Here is a 25,619-nt window from a genome sequence, read left to right as displayed (position 1 = left end):
GCAGGATCGGGCGTACCTGGCTTTCCCGCTCATGACTCCACGGTTTTGGCCCAGCCCAGATCATCAAGAATCGCGTACAGTGCCGGAAGCGCCAGCAAAACCACAATGGTGGAAACCAGCAGGCCGAAGACCACGGAAATCACCAGCGGAATCACTGCCATGGCCTGGGTGCTGGTTTCGGCCAGCAACGGCAGAAGGCCGGCCACGGTGGTGCTGGTGGTGATCAGGATGGCACGGAAGCGGTTTCGGCTGGCAGCACCGGCGGCTTCCCCGGCACTCATGCCCTGTTCCCGGTAGGCTTTGATGAACTGCACCAGCAGGATGGCGTTGTTCACCACAATGCCGGCCAGGGAGGCCGCACCGATCAGTGAGGGCATGGAGAGGTTGTACCCCATCAACAAATGGCCCCAGACCGAGCCCATAAAGGCAACCGGAATGGAGATCATTACAATCAGTGGTTCCAGGTAGCTGCGGAACTGGAACGACAGAATCAGGAAGATGCCCAGCAGCCCTATCAGCAGCCCCCGGGCGATGGACTGGCCGGTTTCACGGGAGCGGGCAGTCTGGCCTTCCACCTGCAGGGTGATATCCGGCCACTGTTCCCGGAGCTCCGGGAACACCTGCTTCTGTAGGTCGGTAACAATGGCGTCGGCGTTGGTTATCTGGCCGTTTACATCGGCCGAGACCGTCACTGTGCGTTGACCGTTGATGCGGGTCACCTGTGCCCACTGGCGGTCGTCGGTAATCTCCGCCACTTCCCCTAGCGGGATCATCTGACCGTTCCTGGCAGTAATGACCGTATCTTCCAGAAATGCGCGGGTGGTGCGCTCGGCGCTGCTCTGGCGTACCAGGATTTCGATGTGCTGGTCACCAATCTGGACGGTATCGACAATGTCGCCCAGCAACCCGGTGCGGACCTGGCTGGCCACATCGCTGGCATTCAGGCCCAGGGCCAGGGCACTGTCTTTCAGCTTGAGTGTGCGTTGGGGTTTACCGGGGCGCAGGTCGTCCAGCACATTGAAGGTGCCGCTGTAGCTGGCAATTTCATCGCCCAGATGCCGGGCTGCCTGTTTCAGCTGGTCCAGGTCACTGCCCTGGAGGCGGATTTCAATGGGAACGCCTGCCGGGCCGAACCCAGGCTCCTGAATATTCAGGGCGATGATGCCGGGAATGTCTCCGATTTCTTCATACCAACGGTCGGTTAACGTGGCCAGATCAACGGTGCGGTTTTCCGCGGTGAGCAGGTCAGCCATGACGGTTGCCACGTGGGCGCCTTTCTCGCCAGCCGCGGCGTGCTGGTTGAAGCGGGTCTGGATGTTGCGCACAAGGGCCTGACCATCGGGCTGTTCTGGAGCGTATTCGTCGCTCAGCCGGAGCATGGCTTCGGTGATACGATCGGTGATGTCACTGGTACGGTGAAGGGGAGTGCCCTGGGGCATCAGTACCCTGGCTTCCAGCACGTCGCCGTCGATTTCCGGCATGGCTTCCATACGCACATAACCCCCGGCCATCAGCCCCACCGATCCGAGCAGGATAACCAGAATGGCGGCCAGCACACCGTACCGGAAACGGATGGCGGCATCAGCCATTTGCCCGACTTTCTCCCTGGCGGCTTCAAAGCCCCGGTCGAACCTTTCACGAAAGCGCGAGACGGATTGGCCCCGGCCCTTGCCCAGGCCACTTTTCAGGTGATGGGGGAGTATCCAGAAGGCCTCGATCAGTGAGGCCGCTAGGGCAGCAATCAAGACCACCGGGAGTACTTCCAGTACCGAACCCAGTTCGCCGGCCAGAAACGCCAGTGGAATAAACACCGAAACGGTGGTCAGGAACGACGAAATAACCCCGGGAAGAATTTCCAGGGTACCGCTGGCTGCGGCTTCCAGAGGGGTGGCGCCTTCACTGGCCCGGCGGGCGATGTTCTCGGTAATAACCACTGAGTCGTCCATCACGATGCCGATGGCCATCAGCAGGGCCACCAGGGTGATCATGTTGAGGGACAGCCCGGTCAGCACCATCATTACAAATGCACCGGCAAAGGCGGCGGGAAGACCGAACAGGGCCCAGAAGGCCAGCCGGGGCCGGAAAAACAGCGCCATTACCAGGCCCACCAGCAGCAACCCGGTAATGCCGTTGCCGACCAGCATTTGCAGGCGGTCCTTGACGATGGAGGTCATGTCCTGGGTGATCTCCAGGGTGACCGTGCCGTCGCGCCGTGCCGTTTCTTCCGCAATGAATGCTTCCAGTGCATCCATTACCCGCAGGGCATCGTCATGACGGTTTTTGTGCACCTCCAGGATGATGGCCCGCTGGCCATTGAATTCAGCCCGCTCTTCGTCACGCTCGTGGGCTTCGGTAAGGGTGGCAAGATCCCCGAGGGTGAGAACGGCGCCGGCTTCGCCACCGAGCACTGGCAGGTTGGCCAGATCGGCCAGAGAGCGCCTTTCATCCACGAATCGCAGCTGGATATCCTGGCTATCGGTTTCCAGGGTGCCCAGGGGCATGTCGACGTTCTGGCCGGTAATCGCACGGGCGATATCCTGAACCCCCAGGCCATACTGGCGCAGCTGATCCCGGGAGACTTCCACCTGCCACTGGCGCTGGGATAGCCCTACGGGTATGACATCCGCAACGCCATCAATGGCAAGCAGCCGGTCTTCCAGCTGGTTGGTATAACTTTCCAGGTGGGCGAAACTCATCGGGCCGGTGACGGCGATGGCGGCTACCAGGTCGGTGCGGTAAAGCTGCCGGATAACCGGGTCTTCGGCTTCTTCAGGTAGATCGGTCAGGGCTTCGATTTCAGTGCGAATATCGTCCAGAAACCGCCCCATGTCACCCGCCGCCTCCATGCTGGCGATGGTCCGGGCCTGGTTGTCCCGGGCCGTGCAGGAGACTTCCTTCATGTAATCCACCCGCTGCAGTGCCTCACCTATGCGCTGGCAGATGGCCTCTTCCACATCCGCGGCGGTGGCACCACGGTATTCCATGGTGATGCTGACTTCTGGCGGCAGGTAGTCCGGGAAGGTTTCCCGGGTCAGGTTGGGCGCGGCAAACAGCCCCGCTGCCAGGATCAGGATCAGCAGCAGGTTACCCGCGGTGGGGTGGCCGGCAAACCAGCGGATCATGGTTGGTCTCCCGGAGCCAGCAGACTGCCATCGATGGCAGGTACCAGGTCATCCAGGACCAGTAGCTCCCCCGGATGCAGGCCTTCACTGATTACTGCAAGGTCCTCCTGCTGCCAGGCGACTGTGACCTCCCGGCGCTGCAGGCGATCGTCTTCATCAGCCAGGTACACCAAACCCTGGTGGACGGCGCTGGCGGGGATCACGACAACCGGCTCCGGCGAGTTGGCGGAAATACTGGCCTGCACGAACATGTTTCGAACCAGCGGCGGGCGGGCCGGGGGATTGGCGTTGCGATAAGGCTCTTCCACCGAGATCACCGCCTGAACCGTGCGTGTCGCCGGATCAAGACTGCTGGTAACGCGGGTAAGTTTGCCGGGCCAGTGGGCATCCGGCACGTTGGTGGGCGTTACCCGGATGTGCAGGTCATCCAGGGGTAATTGATCGTGAAAGTCGGTGAAGCTGTTGGTGGTGTCGGCACCGGGCTCGGGCACGCTGGCGTCCGACAGTTGTGACAGCACCCGGCGCAGTTCCGACACTTCCAGTTGCACCGTGGCTTCAGCCCGGGTTATGTCGTCGGCAATGAACAGGGCCTGGCCCGGGCTGACGTGCTGGCCGGTGTCGATATCGGCCTGGTGTACCCGCAGGTCCCAGGGTGCTTCAAAGCGGGTGTCTTCCAGGTCTTCCCGGGCGCCGGCCAGGGCCGATTCCGTTCTGGCCCTGCGGGCTTCCAGGGTATCCCGCCTGACCGGAATCAGATTCAGCTGGTTTCTCAGGCTCTGAACCGCCTGTTCCTGCTGCAGGGTGGCCCGCTGTTGCTCGTCGTATCGGGTTTCAGACAGCGCGCCCCTTTCGTTCAGGGTTTTGGCTCGCTCCAGTTCCCGCCTGGCCAGGTCTAGCCGGCGTTCTTCCAGCTTCAGCAACTCACTGGTATTACTTTCTTCCTGATCCAGTTGTCGCAACTCGGCTTCTATGCCTGCCAGATCCGCCCTGGCCGAGGCTTCGGCCAGTTCGTAACGGGTAGGGTCGATCTGAAGCAGCCGGGTACCCTCGGGGATCAGGTTGCCGCTTTCCAGCTCCGGGTGTTTCCAGATAACCCGTCCTCCCACGTTGGCCACCGCGTTCCAGCTGCGAGCCGGCAGCACCTGCCCATAGCCCCGGGCTTCGGTGCGGAAATCCTGCAAGGTCACTTCCATGATCCGGACGGGCGTGGCGGTTGCCTGCGCCTCCACCCGTTCCGGTGGCTGCTTGAGCTTCACCATGATTACGACAAAGGCGATACCGGCGACCAGGGCGAGGGCAAGAGTCAGTTTATCTTTCCGGTTCATCGGGCATCTCCTGCAGGCCGGCTCGGTACAGTTTGAAGATTCGAGGCGCCGTACGTTCAATGGTATGAATCTCGCCGCTGACCATGGCCTGAACCACCAGCCCCTGAATGGCACCGATGTATAGCACCGCAGCAGCTTCCGTATCGATGCCGGGACCAAAGCGTTCCTGTTGAATGCCGAGATCCAGGAGTCCGACCACTTTCTTGCGGTAACGGGCGAGGGTCTGGCGGATGATGGTTTTCGCAGGGCCGTTACCCGGCTTTTGCAGTTCCCCCAGCATCAGGCGCGGAATGCCCGGGTGCCTGGCGATAAAGCCCACATGGGCGAGGAACATGGCCTCCAGGGCCTGGTCGGCGAGTTCATGCCGTTCCGCCTCACCGAAGACCTGGCTTGTCAGCTGCTTCGCCACCCAGCCGGCCACCGCTTCCCAGAGCCGGCTCTTGTTGGGGAAATGCTTGAACAGGGCGCCCTGTGACAGGCCCACTTCATCGGCAATCCGGGCCGTGGTAAGAGTGGCCGGGTCCTGCTCTGCACATAGCTCAATGACCGCTTCGACGGTGGCGGACTGGCGCAGTTCGGTGCTTTGGTAGGCTCGCTTCGCGGATTCCGGGGTCGTTTCCATGGGTGTCTCAAAAAAGAAAGTAATTAATTACTTTATATTGTGACAGACAAGCAGTTTTTGCAATACTGGTTTTATGCAGGTTGGCTGGGGCGCGTTTGTATGAAGGCTGAGCACTGCATACACTCATCGGTGACCGCTGCCCCGAAACTGATCTGTGTCATTGCCAAACAGTGGCAATGGGTAAATGGTATACGCTTGTCCCCTCAAGGAGGTGCGTTATGACCATCAACGAAGGCCTTCGCCTGATGGCGGGTGTATTCACCCTGATATCCATTCTTCTCGCCCACTATGTCAGCCCTTACTGGCTGTTCTTTACCGGATTTATTGCGCTTAACCTTATCCAGTCTTCGTTCACCAAGTGGTGCCCGGCCATGATGATCCTCAAAAAGATGGGCCTGAAAGAGGAACGGCCGGTCAGCTGAGGCGATTTTCGGCAAACGCTTGGTCCGCCAGGTTCTGCGTCTTGGTAGTAGTCTAAGCGCAACCTTTTTATTCCTGGCTGAGTGCTTCTTGAGCCCACTGCCAGGCAGCAACTGTTGCCGGAAAGCCTAATGTGTTCATACCCAGCACCAGCGCGTGCTCAATTTCCTCGCGTGTGAGGCCTAATTCCAGGCTGCGGCGAATGTGGGACTGCAAGGCTGATTTGCGCCCGGCACCTACGCAGATGCCCAGCTTTACCAATGCCCGCATTTTTTCATCCAGAGGTCCGGCATCGGCAAGGGTTTTACCGAGCTGTTTGTGTGCTTCCTGAAGCTCTGGAAACCGTTCGCTGAAGGCAACGAAGGTTTTGGGGAGTTAGCTGTCATGTTTATCCATTAGATTTCCTCGTTTGTGGGTTCCGCCCCGTCTCCAGGGTCGGTTCGAAACCGGTGGACAGATTTTGATCCGGAACAGAAACCTTACCTCACATTGCGGGAACCTTCCTGTGATTTTCCAATAACCATTGGTAGAAAACTGAAACCACCCGTCGGGAAAACCGCACGCTCAGGTTGTTGGTCAGGAGCAGGCTCCAGCGTTTCGACAGCAGAAAGAAATTCCTCCATCAGAACCCTGAGTTCCATCCTCGCCAGAGGTGCGCCGGGGCACACATGAACGCCCGCGCCGTAGAGCAGGTTGTGGTCACGGTTCTTGTGTGGGCAAAACGCATCGGGATCACCGAAAACGCTCTCGTCGCGATTGGCCGACGCCCACAGGATGGTGATTTTCTCACCGGCGGGAATCTTTCTTCCGCCAACCTCTACATTCCGGGTTGTAATCCGGCGGTTGGACATCAGGGGTGCGTCCATACGCAGTATCTCATCGATCGCGTCCGGCAGCGCGACGGAATCATTGGCCAGGCTCTGTCTGAGGTCCGGATGCTGAGCCAGGTAGCTTAAAAGAATGGAGACACTGGAGCTGATTGTGCCCAGTTCACCCACAGTCCAGTTCCGCAGAAGGCTGGTGAGCTCCTCATCGGTCATGGTTCGGCCATTGACGGTCTCTTCCATCAGTGAGGTGGTGACGTCTCTGGGGGCGTCGGCTCCGGCCCGGCGTCGGGTTTCCAGCAGGTCGTGAATGTAACCGTCGAACTCATGGGCAACGTCAGCCAGGGCCTTCCGATCACGGGCCAGGGTCGCCTGGTGGTTTTTCAGAACCCATTCCCGCAAAGGTTCGTGAAGGGCGTCGGGCCACCCCATAAACGCGCACTGAATCTGCAGGGCGAAGGCTCTGCTGAACTCTTCAACAACATCGAACGGCCGACCATCCGGCAGGTTATTGACCAGATTGCGGGCGATGTCGCGACAGGTTGGCTCGAACTGGCTCATGGCCTGTGGAGAGAAATAGGGCTCGATGACCTGTCGGTAAGGCGTGTGCTCGGGCGGATCCATGCCGTTGGGGACCGAAAGATGGCTGGATGCCGCACTGCTGAAAGTCTGGTGGTCTTCCAGCACCCGCAAGACATCGCCATGCCTGAATAACGTCCAGTGCTGGTAATCACTCCATGCGACCGGGCACTCTGCGCGCATGGCGTCGTAGGCGTGTATCTGGTCACCCAGAACCTCATCGGCGCGGGGGTTCCAGTCAGGGCTGCGGGGATTGTCTGCCATTGCTAATCCTCGGGAAGAAAAGATGTTCCCGCAGACTATCAGAGGTCTACTCTGTCTTCTTGAAGATAAATCAAGTGCTCTGGGCGGATCAAAATAATTCAGACCTGATCCCGAACCAGCATGGCCTTGATGTGGCCAATAGCCTTCATGGGGTTGAGTCCTTTTGGGCAGTAGGCTGTGCAGTTGCCAATGCCGCGGCAGCGAAACACGCTGAACGGGTCTTCCAGTTTTTCCAGGCGCTCTCTCGTAGCCGTATCCCGGGAATCTGACAGAAACCGGTAAGCCTGTAACAGCCCCGATGGCCCGATGTACTTTTCCGGGTTCCACCACCAGGAGGGACAGGCGGAAGTGCAACAGGCACAGAGAATGCACTCGTATAATCCGTCCAGCTTTGCGCGGTCCTCCGGGCTTTGCAGTCTCTCAATTGCGGGGTTCGGGGTATCGTTGATCAGCCAGGGCATAACCCGCTCGTATTGCTTGAAAAACAGTGACTGGTCAACCACCAGGTCCCGGATCACGGGCATACCCGGAAGCGGCCGAATCTCCAGGACATTCTTTTTACCCAGGGCATCCGCGACGTTGGTAATACAACCCAGTCCATTGCGACCATTAATGCTCAGCCCGTCGGAGCCACAAACGCCTTCCCGGCAGGAGCGGCGGAACGTCAGGGTAGGGTCTCGGGTTTTCAGGTGCTCCAGAACATCCAGCACCATGCGGTTCCGGTACTCGTCGCCAACCTCGACATCCTGATTGTGAGGCACTTCATCCTGTTCCGGGTTGTAGCGGTAGAGTCGAACTGTGAAGCTGGACATGCTGGCGCCTTTTGTACAAAAAAAGAGTGTCAGGTAAACCTTAGCAGACTATTTACGTTGTGCCGTCACACTCACTTCACTCAGGTCAATCGGCGGATATGAACACTGGAGCCGGCCCAGTCAGGTGCTAAAAGGTGTTTCAGTTGTTTGAACGCCATGATTCTTTCCTCCTGTCGGAACTGAAATCTTGTGGGCAGCAGATTTCGGTTCAGGTAAAGCCGCCCCTTAAAATGAGCTCCAGCAGCACGTCTGTGTCCATGTCTTCAACTGTTGGTTGTTGATAGTTCATTGCTGATTCTCCTCTCAGAACTGGAACCTCGGGAATAAAACGTCCCGTTCCAGATAAATCTGCTCGGACAACCTGAAGTCCAGCGCTTTCAGTTCCCGGTAGAACCGTTTCCAGGACCGGCATGCGGACTCCGGAGCCCGGTAGTCCCGAGTCATCTTGCGCAGTTTTTTGAGCTGTCTCTTGATAATGGAGTGCTCCTCGTTCATCTGGGCGATCGGTGTGTCCGGGTTGGGTGGCTGATCATGCTCCATCCGTTTCAGAACATAGGCGTTCTCCCGTTCTATGTGATCAACCAGAATGTGCTCCAGCTTTTTGATGGCCAGCGTTATGCCCTTGGGGGTGTCCGGATTCGCCCTGTGTACTGCCTCGATTTTACGGGCAAGCCGGTGCAGCCTGGGCAATTGCTCAAGGTGGCCGGCATCATAGTTCCTTGATATGAGCTCCAGCAGTACATCCGTGTCCAGTTCTTCAAGGGGTGTGTGTTCCATCACCGTATCAAACAGTTCCTGACACAACTGCTGCGGCTTTACGTCGGCGATGGATGCGACGATGTCGACGGTTGTCTGGCGGTGAGCGTCAATTTCCGGAACGTACTTGCGGAATACATCCAGAGTCTCGGGGCACCGGCTGGCCAGTTGGGCGACGGTGGTTTCATGGCAGTTGCCGATTATGTCCTGGTAATTCATTGCTGATCCTCCTCTCTTGCTTTAAGATATATATATAATACATTTTAATGAGTGTCAAGAACCGTTCTCATTTTCTCGGCAAATCGGGAGGTAGCGATGACCTGTAACAAGCCGGAGCGTATTAAAGACAAAGTCTGGGACCAGCACCTGCGATGGCTGGATCTTGTGAGTAATGAATGCAACGCCAACAAGATCAAGCGGGACCGTGAAAAACGCAGAAAAGGTGAGGTGGCTCGTGGACATCAACGCTGAAGTAACACCGCAAGCCCGTGACTATCTGGCAGAGGAAGCGCGACTGGAGCTGGGGCTGATCTGAAACAGAAACCCGCGGATTGTGAAATCCCACTCCAGACTGTCCAGCAGGTTTTTCAGCCCCAGCCCGAGTTCTGTATCTCCTTCGATGACCAGTCGGCGCTGAAAGAAGAGTTGGTCAGGGTCTTGCCGGCGCTCTGCCAGCGTTTTGAACGCCCCCAGGGAGCCCCGGATAGTGGCTTCCCCGGGGCCATCGAGGATGCGCAGCCTGCCGGCCCAGAATCCAATGGTAACGCCGGGTTGCCCGCCGTTGATTTCCAGCCGGATCCGGCGTCCTTCAAAATCATCGAACTCACCATCAGCAATAGCGGTTGAAAAAAGCCGATTCAGCGGCTCTTCAGCGGCCAGTTGCTTGAGCGGAACCGGAATGCGCCGGTCTATGGCTTCAAGCAGGGGAGCAGGCGAGGGGAGATACTCCCTGAGAACGGCCAGGGACTGGTCAAGAAGCGGGCTGTTCAGCGATCCAATGGAAGGCAGGGAAAGTGCCATGGCTTACTCCGGGCGGCGAGAAAACCTGCACAGATTAACGGAAACCATGGCTCATTGATTTGATATAACTCAGCCCTTGTGCAGGCCTTCCTCTACCGCCCATACGGCAACTTCAACCCGGGAGCGCAGGTTCAGCTTCTTCAGCAGATGTTTGACGTGAACCTTTACGGTGCCATCGCTGATGTCGAGCTTGCGGCCAATCATCTTGTTGGACAGGCCCTCGGCAATCAGGCGCAGGATATCCTTTTCCCGTGGGGTCAGGCTGTCAAAATCCGGGCGGGATGCCTGTTGCGGTTTCTGGGAACGCAGCGCCTGGGCCAGAAGTGCGGTCAGGCGGTCGCTGATGACCATCTTGCCTACTGCGGCGTCGTGCAGCTGTCTGATCATGTCCTCCGGCTCCATATCCTTCAGCAGATAGCCGTCAGCACCCGCCCTCAGGGCATCCACCACGTCGTCTTCGTGGTCGGACACGGTGAACATGACAATGCGGGAGCTGATGCTTTCTTCCCGCAGTTTCTTCAGCGCCTCAATGCCGTTCATTTCCGGCATGTTGAGATCCATGAGAATCAGGTCCGGTTCCAGCTCCCGGGCCAGGCGGATACCGTCAGCCGCGTTGCTGGCTTCGCCAACCACCTGCATGTCATCTTCCATTTCAATCAGTTGTTTTATGCCCTGACGAAGTAAAGGGTGATCATCGATCAACAGAATGCTTGCTGGTGAATCCGACATGGTTCCTCTCATTATTTGAAGTAGTGTGGCAACCGTCAGCCGCTGGCGGCTTCGGATGTAATCAGGTGTCTGCTCTTGGGCACAAAGCTCAGCGCCACTTCCACGCCGCCGCTGTCACGATTGGTGACGTTGACCTTCCCTCCAAGGGTGCGGGCCCGGTCCTGCATGATAATCAGGCCATAGTGCTGTGCGGGCTGGTCCCCGGGCGGCAGCCCTTTACCGTTATCAAGTATTCTGACCTGAACCCGGGGAGATTCAAACAGAACCTGCACGATAATCTCCGATGCTTCGGAGTGTTTTACGGCATTGGCCAGCCCTTCCCGGACGATCTGCAGGGTATGGATTTCCTCGTTGGGTGACAGTGTCTGCGGCGGCAGGCGGTATTCCAGTTTTACTTCACTGCCCATTCGCTCCGAGAATTCTGCTGCGGTTTGCCGCAAGGCCGTGGCCAGGTCCGGGGTGTCCAGTTTCAGCCGGAAAGTCGTCAGCAGCTCCCGCAGTTGGCGATAGGCGCTGTTCAGGCCAGTGCTCAGTTCTTCCAGTATGTCGTTGTGGATCTTCTCGTGCTCACCGGCAATATCCAGGCGGCGTAGCCGTGCGACCTGCATTTTCAGATAGGACAGGGACTGGGCCAGGGAATCGTGAAGCTCCCTGGCAATCACCGTACGCTCCTCTGCCAGGGTAAGCTGCTGCTCTTCGGTAATCTGGCGCTCCAGGAATATGGCGGTAGCGAGCTGGTCGCTCAGCGTTTCCAACAAGCGACGTGCGGTCTGGGAGAGTCCCTTGCTGACCGGGTACCAGACTTCCAGAGTGCCCAGTAATTGGCCGGGCGTGCGGATGGGCAGCAGCAATCTGCGGCCATCATTACCCTCGGTTGGCAGCTCGTCGAAAACCTCCGGGGTTACCAGGCAGGCATCGCAATCGTGATCCTTGCAATAGAAGGGCCGCTCTTTCGTGGAGGTGGTGATGGCTTCCACGGGCTCGCTGGAATTCCTGTCGTGGAGGAACAGCCGGATCGGGCCGATGCCCAGGAGCTGTTCCAGCTCCTGCAGCATGGGGATAGCCCCGCTGCAAAGATCGTGATTGGCGAACAGGGAACGGCTGGAAGAGTGGAGCAGTTCAAGGGCGGCGTGGCTTTTCTCCAGTTCACGGGTTTTTGCCATCGCATCTTCCCTCAGCTCGTGATAGCTGAGCGCTAACTGACTGGTCATCTGGTCAAAGGCGCTACCGAGCTGAGACAGCTCATCCGAACCTTTCAGATTGGCCTTGCGGGAGAAATCCCGCTCGCCGACCGCCACAGCGATATCCACCAGCTTGCGGAGTGGGCGCAGTACCCGCTTCTTGATGTCCAGAAACAGCCCGAAAATGATCAGTATCGAGAAAACCAGGCTGATTATCTGAATCAGGTGCAACAGGTCGACACGAGCCTCAGTCCGATGCTCCAGCATGTTGACCAGTTCGTCCACTTTCGTTACGTAGCGCTCTGTAGTCGTTATCAGGTCTTCCGTTACCCGTGTGCTGTCTGGTGCATGGGCAATCAGTGCCGGCCGGAGTTCCTCCTGCCACAGCGATTCCATGGCCGTATGTTGTTGCGTCAGCGGGTGGTCATCGGCAGCGGGGATTGCCCTGATAAACCCCGGATGAGCCATGCGTGCCTCATAGGCATCGAGCCTGGCCATAAACGTATCGGCATGGTTGTCTGCGGGGTCTGCGGCGGAGCGGGCAAGAAGCTCGTAAGCACCCATGCGCAGCGAACCGGCCACATTGATGGCTGTCGCATTACCCTCGATGCTGCGTGAAACACCAAGGGTAGTGGCCATGCTGACCATGGCCGTCAGGGCAACGGCGCCAACAACGATGGCGATACGCTTAACCAGGGGGCTATTACGTGTCATCTGATCTCTTAGCTGGGAGTAGCAAATGTGGCGGCAATTCTGACGGTTTTCCCCCGGAATGTACCTCCTTGAGGATAGTCAATTACCCCGATAGTCGATCTCCCATCATAGTCTTTGACCCTTTACAGGGCAAAGCTGGAAACTGGAAATTGGTTTCTGGTGGGCAATCCGATGCAGCTTTCTTCCATGGATGATAACGACAGACTGACATCTCTGGCAGTGGTGCTTCCACTGGCAGTGGTTGGCTTTGTTATTTCTGCCGGGTGCTGGACCATCTTTGCCGTGGCGGGCGCCCATCTGAGAAATGCCCTGGCTCTGGGTAGCCTGGAATTTGGCCTGTTATTGGCCATGCCCATGGCTGCGGGTGCCTTGTTGGCGGTACCAGCCGGCATCGCGGCCCAGAAATCAGGGGCCAGGCGAATCATGATTGCCTGCCTGTTCGGCCTCGCCGTCTGTATGGCGTTGTTGCTGGTAGTGGAAACCTTGACGGGGTATCTGCTTGTAGCCGCAGGCCTGGGCCTTGCTGGCGGATTCTACAGCGCTGGCCTTCAGTTTGTGACCTGCCACGCATCGGCCCGGCATATGGGGCTGGTATTGGGCATATTCGGCGCAGGGGTGACCGGTGCCGGATTGAACTACTATCTCGTTCCCCTGATCATGCAGGCCTTCTCCTGGGAGGGTGTGCCGCTTGCCTATCTTATTGTGCTTTTATTGGTGGCGTCCCTGTTGCTGTTACTGACCGAGGACTCGGATGCCCGCGGCGATCCCGATGTTGAAACCAGCGCCCGGGCATTATTGCGCCGCCTTGACAGCCCCCGGGTATGGCGACAGTATTTGTATTTCGGCGTCGTGGCGGGGAGCTTCTTCTCCCTGGCCCTGTGGTTACCCGACTTCATGTCTTCCCGCTTTCTGTTGACCATGGAGACCGGCGCCCGCCTGGCCCTGTGGTTTGTGATCCCTGGCGCCCTGGCCCAGATTGCGGGGGGAGGGCTGTCAGACCGTTACGGAGCTGGCCCGGTGGTAGTGCGGTCGCTGGGAGGCTCTCTGGTGGCCTTGTTTGTGCTGTCATATCCGCCGATGACACTGTTCGTTCAGGGAATCGAGTCTGTGATCGCGGTGGAGGTTGCACTGCCGCTCTTCCTGGAAGCTTTCTTCATCGTATTGCTTGGTATAGCTCTGGGCTCGGCCATGGGGGGGCTGCAACGGTTGGTGATCGGGGAAAACCGGGAGGCAGCTGCGTTCGCTGCCGGATTGTTGCTTTTCACTGCCTGCCTGGTGGCTTTCCTGCTGCCGGTGCTTTTTGGTGCCGTGATCCACTGGGTTGGTGTGGGTACGGCCATGTTCATGATTCTATTCCTGCTGCTGGCGGCCAGCCTGCTTTATTTCGCTCATGACAACCGTCGTTAGGAGCGTCAGGCCCTGTTACACAAGGGTGTATAGGCGCACTACCACCTCGGTGGTAGAACCCGGTTATGACGGGGTAACCACGCAGATTTCAGGGTTTTTCTCCCACACAATGGTCTCAAATCGGAGCCGTATCAGAACACCGATCCGGTAGACGGGCAGATGGAGAGAGAGACCATGAGTCATTTGATCGACAAACTGAATTACTTCAGGAAAACGCGTGAGCCGTTCGCCAACGGCCACGGCGAAACCCACGAAGTCAGCCGCGAGTGGGAAGACAGCTACCGCCAGCGCTGGCAGCACGACAAGGTTGTGCGTTCCACCCATGGCGTCAACTGCACCGGCTCCTGCAGCTGGAAGATCTACGTCAAGAACGGTCTGGTCACCTGGGAAACCCAGCAGACCGACTATCCCCGCACCCGTCCGGATCTGCCCAACCACGAGCCCCGCGGCTGCCCCCGTGGTGCCAGCTATTCCTGGTACATGTACAGCGCCAACCGCCTGAAGTATCCGCTTATGCGCAAGCATCTGATGAAGCTCTGGCGTTCCGCGAAGATGCAGCACAACGATCCGGTGGACGCCTGGGCTTCCATCGTGGAAGACCCCAAGAAAACCGCCGAGTACAAGCCTCGCCGTGGCATGGGCGGTTTTGTTCGCTCCAGCTGGGATGAAGTCAACGAGCTGATCGCGGCATCCAACGTCTACACCGCCAAGCAGTATGGCCCTGACCGCATCATCGGCTTCTCGCCGATTCCCGCCATGTCCATGGTGTCCTACGCCGCCGGCAGCCGTTACCTGTCCATGATCGGTGGCGTGTGCATGAGCTTCTACGACTGGTACTGCGACCTGCCACCGGCTTCCCCGCAGACCTGGGGCGAGCAGACCGACGTGCCCGAGTCCGCCGACTGGTACAACTCCGGCTACATCATCGCCTGGGGCTCCAACGTACCCCAGACCCGTACCCCGGACGCCCACTTCTTCACCGAAGTGCGTTACAAGGGCACCAAGACCGTTGCCATTACTCCGGACTACGCGGAAGTTTCCAAGCTGTCTGATGAGTGGCTGAACCCCAAGCAGGGCACCGACGCCGCTCTGGGCATGGCCATGGGCCACGTGATTCTGAAGGAATTCCACGTTGACAAGCCCAGCGAGTACTTTACCGACTACGTACGCCGCTACACCGACATGCCCTACCTGGTCATGCTGGAAGAGAAGGACGATGGCAGCTACGTGCCGGGCCGCTTCCTGCGTGCCAGTGACCTGGTGGATGGCCTCGGGGAAGAGAACAACCCCGAGTGGAAAACCATTGCCATCGACGAGAAAACCAACCAGCTGACCGCACCCAACGGCTCCATCGGCTATCGCTGGGGTGAGAAGGGCAAGTGGAACCTCAAGCAGACTGCAAGCAGCAACGATGTTGAGCTGCAGCTGTCCATGGTCGAAAAGCACGACGACGTCGTTGATGTGGCCTTCCCGTACTTTGGCGGTATCGAGCACGACCACTTCAAGCATGTCGAGATCAAGGACATCCTCAAGCACAAGCTGGGCTCCCGCAAGGTTCAGCTGGCGGATGGTTCCGAAGGTCGCGTGGTCACCGTTTATGACCTGATGGTTGCCAACTACGGCATCAGCCGTGGCCTGGGGGATGACGACGGCGCCACTTCCTACGACGAAGTGAAGCCCTACACCCCGGCCTGGCAGGAAAAAATCACCGGCGTCCCCGCCGACAAGGTAATCCGTATTGCCCGTGAATTCGCCGACAACGCCGACAAGACCAAAGGCCGTTCCATGGTCATCGTCGGTGCCGGTATGAACCACTGGTACCACATGGACATGAACTACCGTGGCCTGATCAACATGCTGATCCTATGTGGCTGTATCGGCCAGAGCGGTGGCGGCTGGGCCCACTATGTCGGCCAGGAGAAACTGCGCCCGCAGACCGGCTGGCAGCCCCTGGCCTTCGGCCTGGACTGGCAGCGCCCACCACGCCACATGAACTCCACCTCCTTCTTCTACGCCCACTCCGGCCAGTGGCGCTACGAGAAACTGGGTGTGGACGAGATCCTGTCGCCGCTGGCGGACAAGTCCAAATTCGGTGGCAGCCTGATTGACTACAACGTACGTGCCGAGCGCATGGGCTGGTTGCCGTCCGCACCGCAGCTGAACCGCAATCCGTTGGGTATTGCCGCGGAAGCCGAGAAAGCGGGTATGGAAGTCTCCGATTACGTGGCCCAGTCCATGAAAGACGGCTCCCTGGCGTTCGCCAGCGAAGACCCGGAAGCCAAGCAGAACTGCCCGCGCAACCTGTTTGTGTGGCGCTCAAACCTGCTGGGTTCCTCCGGCAAGGGCCACGAGTACATGCTCAAGTACCTGTTGGGTACCAAGAGCGGCCTGCAGGGCAAGGACCTTGGCGAACAGGGCGGTGCCAAACCCACCGAAGTGAAATGGCACGACGAGGCGCCGGAAGGCAAGCTCGACCTGCTGGTCACCCTGGACTTCCGCATGTCCACCACCTGTCTGTATTCCGACATCGTTCTGCCGACCGCCACCTGGTACGAGAAGAACGACCTGAATACCTCGGACATGCACCCGTTCATTCACCCGCTGACCGCCGCCACTGATCCGGCCTGGGAAGCGCGTAGCGACTGGGAAATCTACAAGGGCATTGCCAAGGCGTTCTCCAAAGCCACCGAGGGTCACCTGGGTGTCGAGAAAGACGTGGTCACCCTGCCGCTGCTCCACGATGCGCCGGCGGAACTGGGCCAGGCCTTTGATGTGAAGGACTGGAAGCGGGGCGAGTGCGAGCTGATTCCGGGCAAGACGGCGCCCAACTTCATCACCGTTGAGCGTGACTACCCGAATACCTATGCACGCTTTACCTCCCTTGGGCCGCTGATGGACAAGCTGGGTAACGGTGGCAAGGGCATCAACTGGAACACCGAGAAGGAAGTGAACTTCCTGAAGGAGCTGAACTACACCCATATCGGCGGTGCCAACGACGGCCGGCCGAAGATCGAATCCGCCATCGATGCGGCCGAGGTGATTCTGACCCTGGCGCCGGAAACCAACGGCCAGGTTGCCGTGAAAGCCTGGGCGGCGCTGTCGGAAATGACCGGCCTGGATCACACACACCTGGCGAAGAACAAGGAAGAGGAAAAGATCCGCTTCCGGGACATCGTGGCGCAGCCGCGCAAGATCATCTCCAGCCCGACCTGGTCTGGCCTGGAAGACGAGCATGTGTCCTACAACGCCGGCTACACCAACGTCCACGAGCTGATCCCCTGGCGCACCCTGACCGGCCGTCAGCAGTTCTACCAGGACCATGAGTGGATGCGCGCCTTCGGTGAGAGCCTGCTGGTGTACCGTCCGCCCATCAACACCAAGACGGTCAGCAGCATGCTGAACCAGCGCAGCAACGGTAACGCCGAGAAAGCGCTGAACTGGATCACGCCGCACCAGAAGTGGGGCATCCACAGCACCTACAGCGATAACCTGCTGATGCTGACCCTGTCCCGCGGTGGCCCGATTGTGTGGCTGAGTGAGGACGATGCCAAAGAGCTGGCTATCGAGGACAACGACTGGATCGAACTGTTCAACGCCAACGGCGCCATTGCGGCCCGGGCGGTGGTGAGCCAGCGGGTCATGCCCGGCATGGTGATGATGTACCACGCCCAGGAGCGGATTGTGAACATTCCGGGCTCGGAAATAACCGGTACTCGTGGCGGTATTCACAACTCGGTCACCCGGGTATGTCCGAAACCGACCCACATGATCGGCGGTTACGCCCAGTATTCCTACGGCTTCAACTACTACGGCACCGTAGGTTCCAACCGCGACGAGTTCGTGGTGGTGCGCAAGATGCACAACATCGACTGGCTCGATGGCGAAGGCAATGACACTGTTCAGGAGGCTGTAAAATGAAAATCCGTTCCCAAGTCGGCATGGTACTGAACCTGGACAAGTGCATTGGTTGTCACACCTGTTCAGTGACCTGCAAAAACGTATGGACCAGCCGTGAAGGCATGGAGTACGCCTGGTTCAACAACGTCGAAACCAAGCCCGGTATCGGCTACCCGAAAGAGTGGGAGAACCAGGACAAGTGGAAGGGCGGCTGGATGCGCGACAGCTCCGGCAAGATCCGTCCGAAAATCGGCGGGCGTTTCCGGGTGTTGGCGAACATCTTCGCCAACCCGGACCTGCCGGAAATCGATGACTATTACGAGCCGTTTGATTTCGATTATCAGCACCTGCACACCGCCGGCGACAGCAAGCACCAGCCGGTTGCACGGCCGCGCTCGCTGATTTCCGGCCAGCGCATGCAGAAAATCGAATGGGGCCCGAACTGGGAAGAGATTCTCGGTACCGAATTTGCCAAGCGCCGCAAGGACAAGAACTTTGACCAGGTGCAGGCAGATATCTACGGCCAGTTCGAGAACACCTTCATGATGTACCTGCCGCGCCTGTGCGAGCACTGCCTTAACCCGGCCTGTGTCGCCAGCTGCCCGAGTGGTGCCATCTACAAGCGTGAAGAAGACGGTATCGTCCTGATCGACCAGGACAAGTGCCGCGGCTGGCGGATGTGTGTCTCCGGCTGCCCGTACAAGAAGATCTACTTCAACTGGAAGACTGGCAAGTCCGAGAAGTGCATCTTCTGCTACCCGCGGATCGAAGCGGGGCTGCCGACCGTCTGCTCCGAGACCTGTGTTGGCCGGATTCGCTACCTGGGCGTGCTGCTGTATGACGCAGACCGCATCGAGGAAGTGGCCAGCACACCGGGCGAGCACGAGCTGTACGAAAAGCAGCTGGAAATCTTCCTGGACCCGTTCGACCCGAAAGTGATCGAGCAGGCGAAGAAAGACGGCATCCCGATGAACGTCATCGAAGCCGCCCAGCAAAGCCCGGTGTACAAGATGGCCGTGGACTGGAAACTGGCCCTGCCGCTGCACCCGGAATACCGCACCCTGCCCATGGTCTGGTACGTGCCGCCCCTGAGCCCGATCCAGTCTGCGGCGGAAGCCGGCAAGGTCGAATTTGACGGCATCCTGCCGAAGATCGAAAGCCTGCGGATTCCGGTCAAGTACCTGGCCAATCTGTTGACAGCTGGCGATGAGAAGCCGGTTGTTCGTGCCCTCAAGCGGATCATGGCCATGCGCCTGTACAAGCGCGCGGAAACCGTGGAAGGCAAGGAAGACCTGCGGGCACTGCAGGAAGCCGGGCTAACCAAAGCCCAGGCTGACGAAATGTACCGTTACCTGGCCATTGCCAACTACGAGGACCGCTTCGTGATCCCCACCAGCCATCGCGAGCTGGCGAAGGAAGCTTTTCCGGACGCCCACGGCGAGCGCGGCGGTTGCGGGTTCAGCTTCGGCGACGGTTGCAACGGCGACAGCGAGTTCAACATGTTCGGTGGCCGCAATCAGACCACCAGCATGGTTCAGAAACTGTCTACCGTGAAACAGGTTGACCCGAAGCAGCTACAGGAATAAGGAGGCCGACATGCAACTTTTAAAAGTAATAGCACGGGTGCTCGAGTACCCCACGGACGAACTTCAGGCCTCCAAAGACGCACTGGTAGCAACGGTTCTCGAAGACAACCGGCTGCCAAGGCAGAACAAGGAGCAACTGCTGCGGTGCATAGACCTGGTGTGCGACGGCGATCTGCTGGACATGCAGGAAAACTATGTGGGCACTTTCGACAAGGGCAGGGCAACGTCCCTGCTGCTGTTCGAGCACGTGCACGGTGAATCCCGTGACCGTGGCCAGGCGATGGTGGACCTGATGGAGCAATACCGCGCCAATGGTCTGGAGATCGATGCGAAGGAGCTGCCGGACTACCTGCCGCTGTTCCTGGAGTATCTCTCCACCCGGCCCTGGGAAGAGATCAGGAACTGGCTGGAAGATATTCATCACATCCTCGGGCTTCTGGGCGAAAGGCTGTACCAGCGTGAGAGTGTCTATCACGTGCTTATGGATTCCCTCCTGGTGCTGTCCGGTCGTGAGGCGAACCGCCAGGAGCTGGCACAGATCGTGGCCTCGGAAGAGCGCGATGACACGCCGGAGGCTCTGGACAAGGTGTGGGAAGAAGAAATGGTTAAGTTTGTGGACGATCAGGGCAGTTCCTGCGCAACCGGCGGCGTTGTAGGCCAGCGCCGCCGCGAGCTGGAACAGACCCAGACCATCCACCTGAGTGATCAGCTGATGACGGACGCAACACCCCGTCAGGCGGGGCGCGCCTGACGGCGCAGGAGGAAACGACAATGTCTTACCTGAACACACTGTTATTCGGAGTTTATCCATACATCGCCCTTGCCGTGCTGATCATCGGCACCTGGGCGCGGTACGACCATGGGCAATTCACCTGGAAGGCGCATTCCAGCCAGATGCTTCGCAAGAAAAACATGGTCATGGCCAGCGTGCTGTTCCACGTCGGCGTGCTGGTGATCTTCTTCGGTCACCTGGTGGGTCTGCTGACCCCGCATGCGTTCTATGAACCATTCATGACGCCCGGCACCAAGCAGATTCTTGCCATCGTCGTCGGTGGTATCGCAGGCATCATGGCCATCATCGGAGGCGGCATGCTGGCATGGCGCCGGCTGACTGATCCCCGTGTCAGTGCCAGCAGCACCTTTGCCGACAACATGATCATCATCATTCTGGTGGTACAACTGGTACTGGGCATGCTCACCATCCTGCCCACCATGGGACACCTGGATGGCAGCACCATGCTCAAGTTCTCCGCCTGGGCCCAGGGCATCTTCACCCTGCAGGGTGGTGTCGCGGACTATATCGCCGATGTGCACTGGATCTACAAGACCCACATCTTCCTGGGCCTGACCATCTTCGTGCTCTTCCCGTTCACCCGCCTGGTGCACATGCTCAGCGTGCCGGTGGAGTATTTCGGGCGGAAGTACCAGGTGGTGCGCAAGCGGGCCTGATGGTGTGAATTGAGGTGACGGTGAAGGTGTCGGATTACGCGTGGCGGGGCCACGCTAATCCGACCTACCCGGGCCCGAAACCCCAAGCGTAGGTCGGATTAGGCGCAGCCGTAATCCGACAAGCCCAGCACAATGCCCAAAAAAAGTAGGTCGGATTAGCGAAGCGTAATCCGACAACCAGATCAAAAGGTAACCATCATGCAACTTATCCCCGTCGGCAACGCCGAAAAACCCAGAAACCAGTTCCCGCCGGTGTACGTGGGTGAGACCCTCATCCACGAAGACGACATCGCCCGGGAGATGCAACACCACCCGGCCGAGGAAGTTGCAGAAGCCTGGCACGAAGCCGCCAAAAGCCTCGTCATCCGCGAGCTCCTCCTGCAACAGGCCAGCCGCCTGCAAATGGACGACATCGCCGACGAAGAAGACCGCATCGCCCGCGTACTGGAACAGGAACTCAACGTCCCCGACCCCAGCGAGCAGGACTGCGAGCGCTTCTACGCCGCCAACCCCGGCCGCTTCCGCAGCCCCACACTGATGGCCGTCAGCCACATCCTCCTCGCCGCCGCCCCGGACGACGTCCAGGAACGCATGCGCCAGGAAGAAGCAGGCCGACAGCTATTGACCTCCCTGCTCGACGGCCGCGCCCGCTTCACCGACCTGGCCAAACAATACTCCGCCTGCGAATCCCGCCACCAGGGCGGCAGCCTCGGCCAGATCAGCAAAGGCCAGACCGTCGAAGAATTCGAACGCCCGGTCCTCTCCCTCCAGGAAGGCCTCAACCCGGAACTCATCGAAACCCGCTACGGCTGGCACATTGTACGCGTTGACCAGCGAATCGACGGCGAACAACTGCCCTACGAGCACGTCAAGCCGCAGATACGTCAGTACCTGAGCGAAAGTGTTACCAGACGGGCGTTCCGCCAGTACCTGCAGGTTCTTGCTGCGGAAACTGGTGTGGAAGGCGTAGACCTCGAAATCCCGGACTCACCACTGATGCAGTAAAGCGGCCCCCCTAAACTCTGGAGGCTGGTGGAATCCCCCTTTCCAAAACTGTGCGGAGCCATGGGTGAAGAGCGAATAGCTCTTCACGGGCTGGCCATGGATGGCCAGCCCAGGACCCTCAGCGCGACGCAGGAGCAATAAGCGCTGAGGGGCGGAGCCCAAGCGCCCCATGGATGGGCTTGAGCGTGTTTTGGGAAGGAGGTACCCCATCAGCCTGTGCGCCAGAGCTCATGAAGAAAACCTCTTCTTTGAGGTAAATCAATTACTCCGTAATAACCCCCAAACTACCCCCAACGGGGGAGCGATTTCCTCCCCAACCCCCACTACTATAAAACCAGATATGAAATGCATTAATAATGCAGGGGGCAAAAAAATGGCATTACTACAAACCGCCGAAACACGCTACAGCAAGCCCGTACTGGTTGCCGTCAACAAACCCGTTGAAGACGATGATGCACTGGCACCCATGCGCCAGCATGCACTCTTCTCGTCACTGAGCGACGACGACCTCACCGAACTGTTGCACCAGTCCAGGCGCCTCAGGCTTGGCCATCACCAGTTGCTGTATCGCCAGGACATGCCCGCCCACCACTTCTTCTATGTGGTCTCCGGCAGGCTTCGTCTGTATCGCCTTGATGCCTCCGGTATTGACCGCACGCTGGACAGCATCGCCCCTGGCGACTGTTTTGCCGAAGTCATGATCTACGCCGACCCGGCCCGTTACGCCTGCTACGCCGAGGCACTCAAATCCAGCGAAGTATTGATGATCCCCGTCAAGGTTTACCAGGATCTGCTGGAAAGAAAGCCCGAGTATACCCAGGCGGCACTGCGCCACTATGCCAAGCGCGCCGTTGCACGTTTCCACGACCTGGAAATCATGACCGTACAGAGCGCCCGTGATCGCCTGATCCGTTACCTGATCGATCTGTTGCCCAGTGGTGCGGAGGAGGGCGGAGAAGTAGAGCTGCCACTGCCAAAGTGCCTCGTGGCCTCTCGCCTGGCCATGCAGCCGGAAACATTTTCGCGAATCCTGGCAGAGCTGAAATCCAACGGGCTTGTGCGGGTTAACCGCAGCCGCTTGTTCATCTCTGATCCGGCGCGACTCATCCAGATCAGCCAGTAAGCATGCAAGGCAGGAACCCTGAAATGATCTCCAGTTACACCGATTTACTCAAAGCCGCTGATGCGGAAGCCAATCCCCAGCGCCTGTTATTCGTGTTCTGCCGGGCAGAATTGCCGGACGACGCATCAGAAGCTGAAAAAGCCGCCTTTGCCAATGGGGAGGGGGGCGCCCTGACGCCGGTAGTCTGTGTTGACAAGGCGCTCGATGAAGTCAGTGATTTTGAGGCACTCGTGGAAGAGTCCCGGGAGACAGGGCAGGCCTGGGATGTGGTTTTTGTCGCAGCGATGTCCGGGCGTGGTGGTATGAAGCCATCGTCCGACGAAGCACAACAACCCCTCACCATGATGGTGGAGTCAATCCGCCTCGGCCACATTGGCAACTACCTGCCACTGGACCGGAGTGGCCAGGCCGTTGCTTTGGGGTAGTCCTCATTAAGGGGTATTTCAGACTTTTGTTACGTTGGCTGGTTTTTTATGTATCTGCCTGTTGCCAGTGAGAAATATCAAATCTCCGCAAGCATCGAAATACTAGTATTTCGCCGTTGTTACCGTTCCGTTCATGCAGGTGTCCCCAGGGGGGTGTCGTGAGTTCTCTTCAGCGTGCTGCCATATTGACTCTCGGAGTTTTATGCCTGGGCCTGATCCCGGTGACGGGTGTGCTGGCCGAATCCCCGGAGAAGTATGGGCCGCTGGCTGCCCGGCAGATAATCCAGAAAGCCTTCCCTTCGGTGGACGACATATCTCCCCGGGAGGATAACCGCGCAATCCAGGAGCTTCGCCGAGACGACGAGCTTCTGGGATACGCCTATCAGACCCTGGACTTTGTGCAGACGCCTGCCTATTCCGGCAAACCCCTGAACGCCATTGTGGTGCTGGATACCGAGGGCACCATCAAGGCAACCAGGGTCATTGCCCACGATGAGCCGATTCTTCTGATCGGCATTCCAGAGAGCAAGCTGGATGTATTTACCGATCAGTACACCGGGCTGGCGGCTGACCAGAGAGTCACCGTAGGTGGCCGCTCGTCAGACACGCGGGTATCTGTCGATGGCCTCTCGGGAGCCACGGTTACGGTCATGGTCATCAATGAAGTCATCATGAAAACGGCCCACCGGGTCGGCGCCGAGCTGGGTCTGGTTGAAGGAGGAAGCAGCTCCCGGCCGCCGATGGCGGAACTCCGCACCGGAGAATTCACGGAAAAAAGCTGGGAAGAGCTGACCGGTGACGGTTCAGTGCGTCGTTTATTGGTGACTCGGGGTCAGGCGGACGACGCGTTCAAAGGGACCGAAGCGGAAGGTGTTGATGAAGCCGCACCTGAGGAGCGCGACGATGCGCTGATTGACCTTTATACCGGCTACCTGAACGCCCCCACCATCGGCAAAAATCTGCTGGGCGAAAACCAGTACAAGTGGCTGATGTCCGAGCTGGAAGAGGGGGAGCACGCCATCGCAGTCATGGCCAGTGGCGACTATTCCTTCAAAGGATCCGGCTACGTACGCGGAGGAATTTTTGATCGCATACAGGTGCGTCAGTTTGGCGACACCTTCAACTTTCGCGACCTGGACCATCACCGCTTGAGCGACATCGCTGCCAGCGACATTCCGGAGTTTTCTGAAATGTCGATCTTCATTATTCGCCAGAAGTATGAGTTTGATCCAGGGACACCCTGGTCACTGGAATTGTCGGTCAAGCGCCAGACAGGCCCCCTGGACAGCGAGTTCGAAGTGTTTCCGCTGGAATACCAGTTGCCGGATCAGTATTACACCCGGGCAGAACCTGAAATGACAGAGGAAGAGTGGCTGGAAACCCAGCCCATGTGGGTGCAGGTCTGGTATCAGCGCCAGTTCCAGATCATTGTTCTGGGTATCGGTATTGGTGTGCTCATGTTCATCCTGTTCTTCCAGGACTGGCTGGTCAAGAAACCGAAGATAACCCGCTGGATACGTCATGCATTTCTGACCTATACCCTGTTTTTCATCGGTTGGTATGCCCTGGGCCAGCTGTCCATCGTGAATGTGCTGACCTTTGTGAACAGCCTGATCAGTGGATTCCAGTGGGAAACTTTCCTGGTTGACCCGGTGATATTCATTCTCTGGGCGACGGTCGCCGGTATCGTCCTGCTATGGGGACGGGCCGTCTACTGTGGCTGGCTCTGCCCGTTCGGCGCACTACAGGAACTGGTGAACGAAATTGCCCGCAAGCTCAAGGTGCCCCAGTACACCGTACCGTTTGCTGTTCATGAGCGGCTATGGGCCATCAAGTACATCGTCCTGCTGGTGCTGTTTGGCGTCTCACTGGATTCCCTCGCGACTGCCGAGAAAATGGCTGAAATAGAGCCCTTCAAGACGGCCATCACCCTGCGATTCGACCGCAGCTGGCCCTTCGTTACCTATGCAGTGCTGTTGATCGTGGTGAATCTGTTCACCCGCAAGGTCTTCTGCCGCTACATGTGTCCTCTGGGTGCGGCCCTGGCGCTGCCCACCAAACTGCGGGTATTTGACTGGCTGAAACGCCGCAAGGAATGCGGCCACCCCTGCCGCCTGTGCGAACACGAATGCGAGGTTCAGGCCATTCACCCTGACGGCACCATCAATTACCAGGAGTGTCATTACTGCCTGGACTGCCAGATGACCTACTTCGATGACAAGAAATGCCCACCGTTGATTGTAAAACGCCGTGGCAAACGCCGTGGCCATAACGCACCGGGCCATCCGGAACAGATACCGGTTACCCAGGTGACCTGAGAAAAAGCAGTAAAAAAATGCAATACCGCCATGACCAACAA

Annotated in this window: 20 protein-coding genes and 1 pseudogene; 11 read left to right on the top strand and 10 right to left on the bottom strand. The window is 58.5% G+C overall.

Features of this window, described 5'->3' with window-relative positions:
* Positions 1 to 29 precede the first annotated feature (29 nt).
* From HLUCCO03_RS12300 to HLUCCO03_RS12290, 3 genes are read right to left on the bottom strand one after another with little or no spacing between them, the layout of a single operon-like run.
* Positions 30 to 3,122, bottom strand: a complete 3,093-nt coding sequence (locus HLUCCO03_RS12300) for an efflux RND transporter permease subunit (RefSeq protein WP_027833082.1) — start codon at positions 3,120 to 3,122, stop codon at positions 30 to 32.
* Positions 3,119 to 4,447 carry an HlyD family efflux transporter periplasmic adaptor subunit gene (locus HLUCCO03_RS12295; RefSeq protein ID WP_051603927.1) on the bottom strand — a complete coding sequence of 443 codons (1,329 nt, stop codon included), beginning with the start codon at positions 4,445 to 4,447 and terminating at the stop codon, positions 3,119 to 3,121. Before HLUCCO03_RS12295 ends, HLUCCO03_RS12300 begins: the two co-directional genes overlap by 4 nt.
* Positions 4,431 to 5,069, bottom strand: a complete 639-nt coding sequence (locus tag HLUCCO03_RS12290) for a TetR/AcrR family transcriptional regulator (protein ID WP_027833081.1) — start codon at positions 5,067 to 5,069, stop codon at positions 4,431 to 4,433. Before HLUCCO03_RS12290 ends, HLUCCO03_RS12295 begins: the two co-directional genes overlap by 17 nt.
* Before the next feature lie 218 nt (positions 5,070 to 5,287).
* Between HLUCCO03_RS12290 and HLUCCO03_RS12285 the strand changes: the two genes are divergently transcribed.
* Entirely contained in the window at positions 5,288 to 5,491 is a 204-nt protein-coding gene (locus tag HLUCCO03_RS12285; RefSeq protein WP_027833080.1) for a DUF2892 domain-containing protein, read from the top strand.
* Positions 5,492 to 5,558: 67 nt separating this feature from the next.
* Here the strand turns inward: HLUCCO03_RS12285 and HLUCCO03_RS12280 are convergent.
* From HLUCCO03_RS12280 to HLUCCO03_RS12265, 4 genes and pseudogenes are all read right to left on the bottom strand, one after another.
* A pseudogene (locus HLUCCO03_RS12280) lies at positions 5,559 to 5,816 on the bottom strand (carboxymuconolactone decarboxylase family protein); the annotation flags it as partial.
* 152 nt (positions 5,817 to 5,968) lie between these two features.
* Positions 5,969 to 7,156: a cytochrome P450 gene (locus tag HLUCCO03_RS12275; protein ID WP_027833079.1), complete on the bottom strand. Its 1,188-nt coding sequence runs from the start codon at positions 7,154 to 7,156 to the stop codon at positions 5,969 to 5,971.
* 98 nt (positions 7,157 to 7,254) lie between these two features.
* On the bottom strand, positions 7,255 to 7,968 hold the full coding sequence (locus HLUCCO03_RS12270; protein WP_027833078.1) for a succinate dehydrogenase iron-sulfur subunit: 714 nt from the start codon (positions 7,966 to 7,968) through the stop codon (positions 7,255 to 7,257).
* A gap of 303 nt (positions 7,969 to 8,271) precedes the next feature.
* Positions 8,272 to 8,943, bottom strand: coding sequence for a hemerythrin domain-containing protein (locus HLUCCO03_RS12265; protein ID WP_027833077.1), 672 nt, complete (start codon positions 8,941 to 8,943; stop codon positions 8,272 to 8,274).
* Positions 8,944 to 9,039: 96 nt separating this feature from the next.
* Here HLUCCO03_RS12265 and HLUCCO03_RS12260 point away from each other — a divergent pair, with 96 nt between their 5' ends.
* Positions 9,040 to 9,195, top strand: a complete 156-nt coding sequence (locus HLUCCO03_RS12260; protein ID WP_155939993.1) for a hypothetical protein — start codon at positions 9,040 to 9,042, stop codon at positions 9,193 to 9,195.
* A 21-nt stretch (positions 9,196 to 9,216) separates the two neighbouring features.
* On the opposite strand, the gene HLUCCO03_RS12255 is transcribed toward HLUCCO03_RS12260, so the two are convergent.
* The 3 genes from HLUCCO03_RS12255 to HLUCCO03_RS12245 all read right to left on the bottom strand — a co-directional run bounded on the left by HLUCCO03_RS12255 (position 9,217) and on the right by HLUCCO03_RS12245 (position 12,368).
* A complete protein-coding gene (locus tag HLUCCO03_RS12255) occupies positions 9,217 to 9,744 on the bottom strand; it encodes an SCP2 sterol-binding domain-containing protein (protein WP_081813591.1) in 528 nt (175 codons plus the stop codon).
* 69 nt (positions 9,745 to 9,813) lie between these two features.
* Positions 9,814 to 10,473, bottom strand: a complete 660-nt coding sequence (gene narL / locus HLUCCO03_RS12250; RefSeq protein ID WP_027833076.1) for a two-component system response regulator NarL — start codon at positions 10,471 to 10,473, stop codon at positions 9,814 to 9,816.
* A gap of 35 nt (positions 10,474 to 10,508) precedes the next feature.
* A complete protein-coding gene (locus tag HLUCCO03_RS12245) occupies positions 10,509 to 12,368 on the bottom strand; it encodes a histidine kinase (RefSeq protein ID WP_027833075.1) in 1,860 nt (619 codons plus the stop codon).
* A 171-nt stretch (positions 12,369 to 12,539) separates the two neighbouring features.
* Between HLUCCO03_RS12245 and HLUCCO03_RS12240 the strand changes: the two genes are divergently transcribed.
* The 9 genes from HLUCCO03_RS12240 (at position 12,540) to nosR (ending at position 25,578) form a co-directional block, all read left to right on the top strand.
* Positions 12,540 to 13,775, top strand: coding sequence for a nitrate/nitrite transporter (locus tag HLUCCO03_RS12240; RefSeq protein WP_027833074.1), 1,236 nt, complete (start codon positions 12,540 to 12,542; stop codon positions 13,773 to 13,775).
* Between the two features lie 174 nt (positions 13,776 to 13,949).
* On the top strand, positions 13,950 to 17,693 hold the full coding sequence (locus HLUCCO03_RS12235; RefSeq protein ID WP_027833073.1) for a nitrate reductase subunit alpha: 3,744 nt from the start codon (positions 13,950 to 13,952) through the stop codon (positions 17,691 to 17,693).
* Complete coding sequence (narH, locus tag HLUCCO03_RS12230) at positions 17,690 to 19,258, top strand: nitrate reductase subunit beta (protein ID WP_027833072.1); 1,569 nt, start codon at positions 17,690 to 17,692, stop codon at positions 19,256 to 19,258. The genes HLUCCO03_RS12235 and narH overlap by 4 nt, the downstream gene beginning before the upstream one ends.
* A gap of 10 nt (positions 19,259 to 19,268) precedes the next feature.
* Entirely contained in the window at positions 19,269 to 20,009 is a 741-nt protein-coding gene (narJ, locus tag HLUCCO03_RS12225) for a nitrate reductase molybdenum cofactor assembly chaperone (RefSeq protein WP_027833071.1), read from the top strand.
* A gap of 20 nt (positions 20,010 to 20,029) precedes the next feature.
* Positions 20,030 to 20,707, top strand: a complete 678-nt coding sequence (gene narI, locus HLUCCO03_RS12220) for a respiratory nitrate reductase subunit gamma (RefSeq protein ID WP_027833070.1) — start codon at positions 20,030 to 20,032, stop codon at positions 20,705 to 20,707.
* A gap of 198 nt (positions 20,708 to 20,905) precedes the next feature.
* Positions 20,906 to 21,712, top strand: a complete 807-nt coding sequence (locus HLUCCO03_RS12215; protein WP_027833069.1) for a peptidylprolyl isomerase — start codon at positions 20,906 to 20,908, stop codon at positions 21,710 to 21,712.
* 373 nt (positions 21,713 to 22,085) lie between these two features.
* The gene (locus tag HLUCCO03_RS12210; RefSeq protein ID WP_027833068.1) at positions 22,086 to 22,835 is read left to right on the top strand and encodes a Crp/Fnr family transcriptional regulator; all 750 of its coding nucleotides are present in this window, start codon (positions 22,086 to 22,088) and stop codon (positions 22,833 to 22,835) included.
* A 23-nt stretch (positions 22,836 to 22,858) separates the two neighbouring features.
* Positions 22,859 to 23,260, top strand: a complete 402-nt coding sequence (locus HLUCCO03_RS12205; RefSeq protein WP_027833067.1) for a hypothetical protein — start codon at positions 22,859 to 22,861, stop codon at positions 23,258 to 23,260.
* 158 nt (positions 23,261 to 23,418) lie between these two features.
* Positions 23,419 to 25,578, top strand: a complete 2,160-nt coding sequence (gene nosR / locus HLUCCO03_RS12200; RefSeq protein WP_027833066.1) for a transcriptional regulator NosR — start codon at positions 23,419 to 23,421, stop codon at positions 25,576 to 25,578.
* The last annotated feature ends 41 nt before the right edge of the window (positions 25,579 to 25,619 follow it).

Source organism: Marinobacter sp. HL-58 (assembly GCF_001314605.1).
Lineage (GTDB): Bacteria > Pseudomonadota > Gammaproteobacteria > Pseudomonadales > Oleiphilaceae > Marinobacter.
Note: the sequence above shows the minus strand (reverse complement) of the source record. Positions and strands in the feature narration are given on the sequence as shown.

Excerpts from the sequence above, each read along its gene's own strand:
- HLUCCO03_RS12285 (WP_027833080.1), top strand. The coding sequence starts at position 5,288 with ATGACCATCAACGAAGGCCTTCGCCTGATGGCGGGTGTATTCACCCTG.
- HLUCCO03_RS12205 (WP_027833067.1), top strand. The coding sequence starts at position 22,859 with ATGATCTCCAGTTACACCGATTTACTCAAAGCCGCTGATGCGGAAGCC.
- HLUCCO03_RS12290 (WP_027833081.1), bottom strand. The coding sequence starts at position 5,069 with ATGGAAACGACCCCGGAATCCGCGAAGCGAGCCTACCAAAGCACCGAA.
- HLUCCO03_RS12255 (WP_081813591.1), bottom strand. The coding sequence starts at position 9,744 with ATGGCACTTTCCCTGCCTTCCATTGGATCGCTGAACAGCCCGCTTCTT.
- narI (WP_027833070.1), top strand. The coding sequence starts at position 20,030 with ATGTCTTACCTGAACACACTGTTATTCGGAGTTTATCCATACATCGCC.
- narH (WP_027833072.1), top strand. The coding sequence starts at position 17,690 with ATGAAAATCCGTTCCCAAGTCGGCATGGTACTGAACCTGGACAAGTGC.
- HLUCCO03_RS12215 (WP_027833069.1), top strand. The coding sequence starts at position 20,906 with ATGCAACTTATCCCCGTCGGCAACGCCGAAAAACCCAGAAACCAGTTC.
- HLUCCO03_RS12235 (WP_027833073.1), top strand. The coding sequence starts at position 13,950 with ATGAGTCATTTGATCGACAAACTGAATTACTTCAGGAAAACGCGTGAG.
- narL (WP_027833076.1), bottom strand. The coding sequence starts at position 10,473 with ATGTCGGATTCACCAGCAAGCATTCTGTTGATCGATGATCACCCTTTA.
- HLUCCO03_RS12210 (WP_027833068.1), top strand. The coding sequence starts at position 22,086 with ATGGCATTACTACAAACCGCCGAAACACGCTACAGCAAGCCCGTACTG.
- HLUCCO03_RS12275 (WP_027833079.1), bottom strand. The coding sequence starts at position 7,156 with ATGGCAGACAATCCCCGCAGCCCTGACTGGAACCCCCGCGCCGATGAG.
- HLUCCO03_RS12295 (WP_051603927.1), bottom strand. The coding sequence starts at position 4,447 with ATGAACCGGAAAGATAAACTGACTCTTGCCCTCGCCCTGGTCGCCGGT.
- narJ (WP_027833071.1), top strand. The coding sequence starts at position 19,269 with ATGCAACTTTTAAAAGTAATAGCACGGGTGCTCGAGTACCCCACGGAC.
- HLUCCO03_RS12270 (WP_027833078.1), bottom strand. The coding sequence starts at position 7,968 with ATGTCCAGCTTCACAGTTCGACTCTACCGCTACAACCCGGAACAGGAT.
- HLUCCO03_RS12265 (WP_027833077.1), bottom strand. The coding sequence starts at position 8,943 with ATGAATTACCAGGACATAATCGGCAACTGCCATGAAACCACCGTCGCC.
- HLUCCO03_RS12240 (WP_027833074.1), top strand. The coding sequence starts at position 12,540 with ATGCAGCTTTCTTCCATGGATGATAACGACAGACTGACATCTCTGGCA.
- HLUCCO03_RS12260 (WP_155939993.1), top strand. The coding sequence starts at position 9,040 with ATGACCTGTAACAAGCCGGAGCGTATTAAAGACAAAGTCTGGGACCAG.
- HLUCCO03_RS12300 (WP_027833082.1), bottom strand. The coding sequence starts at position 3,122 with ATGATCCGCTGGTTTGCCGGCCACCCCACCGCGGGTAACCTGCTGCTG.
- HLUCCO03_RS12245 (WP_027833075.1), bottom strand. The coding sequence starts at position 12,368 with ATGACACGTAATAGCCCCCTGGTTAAGCGTATCGCCATCGTTGTTGGC.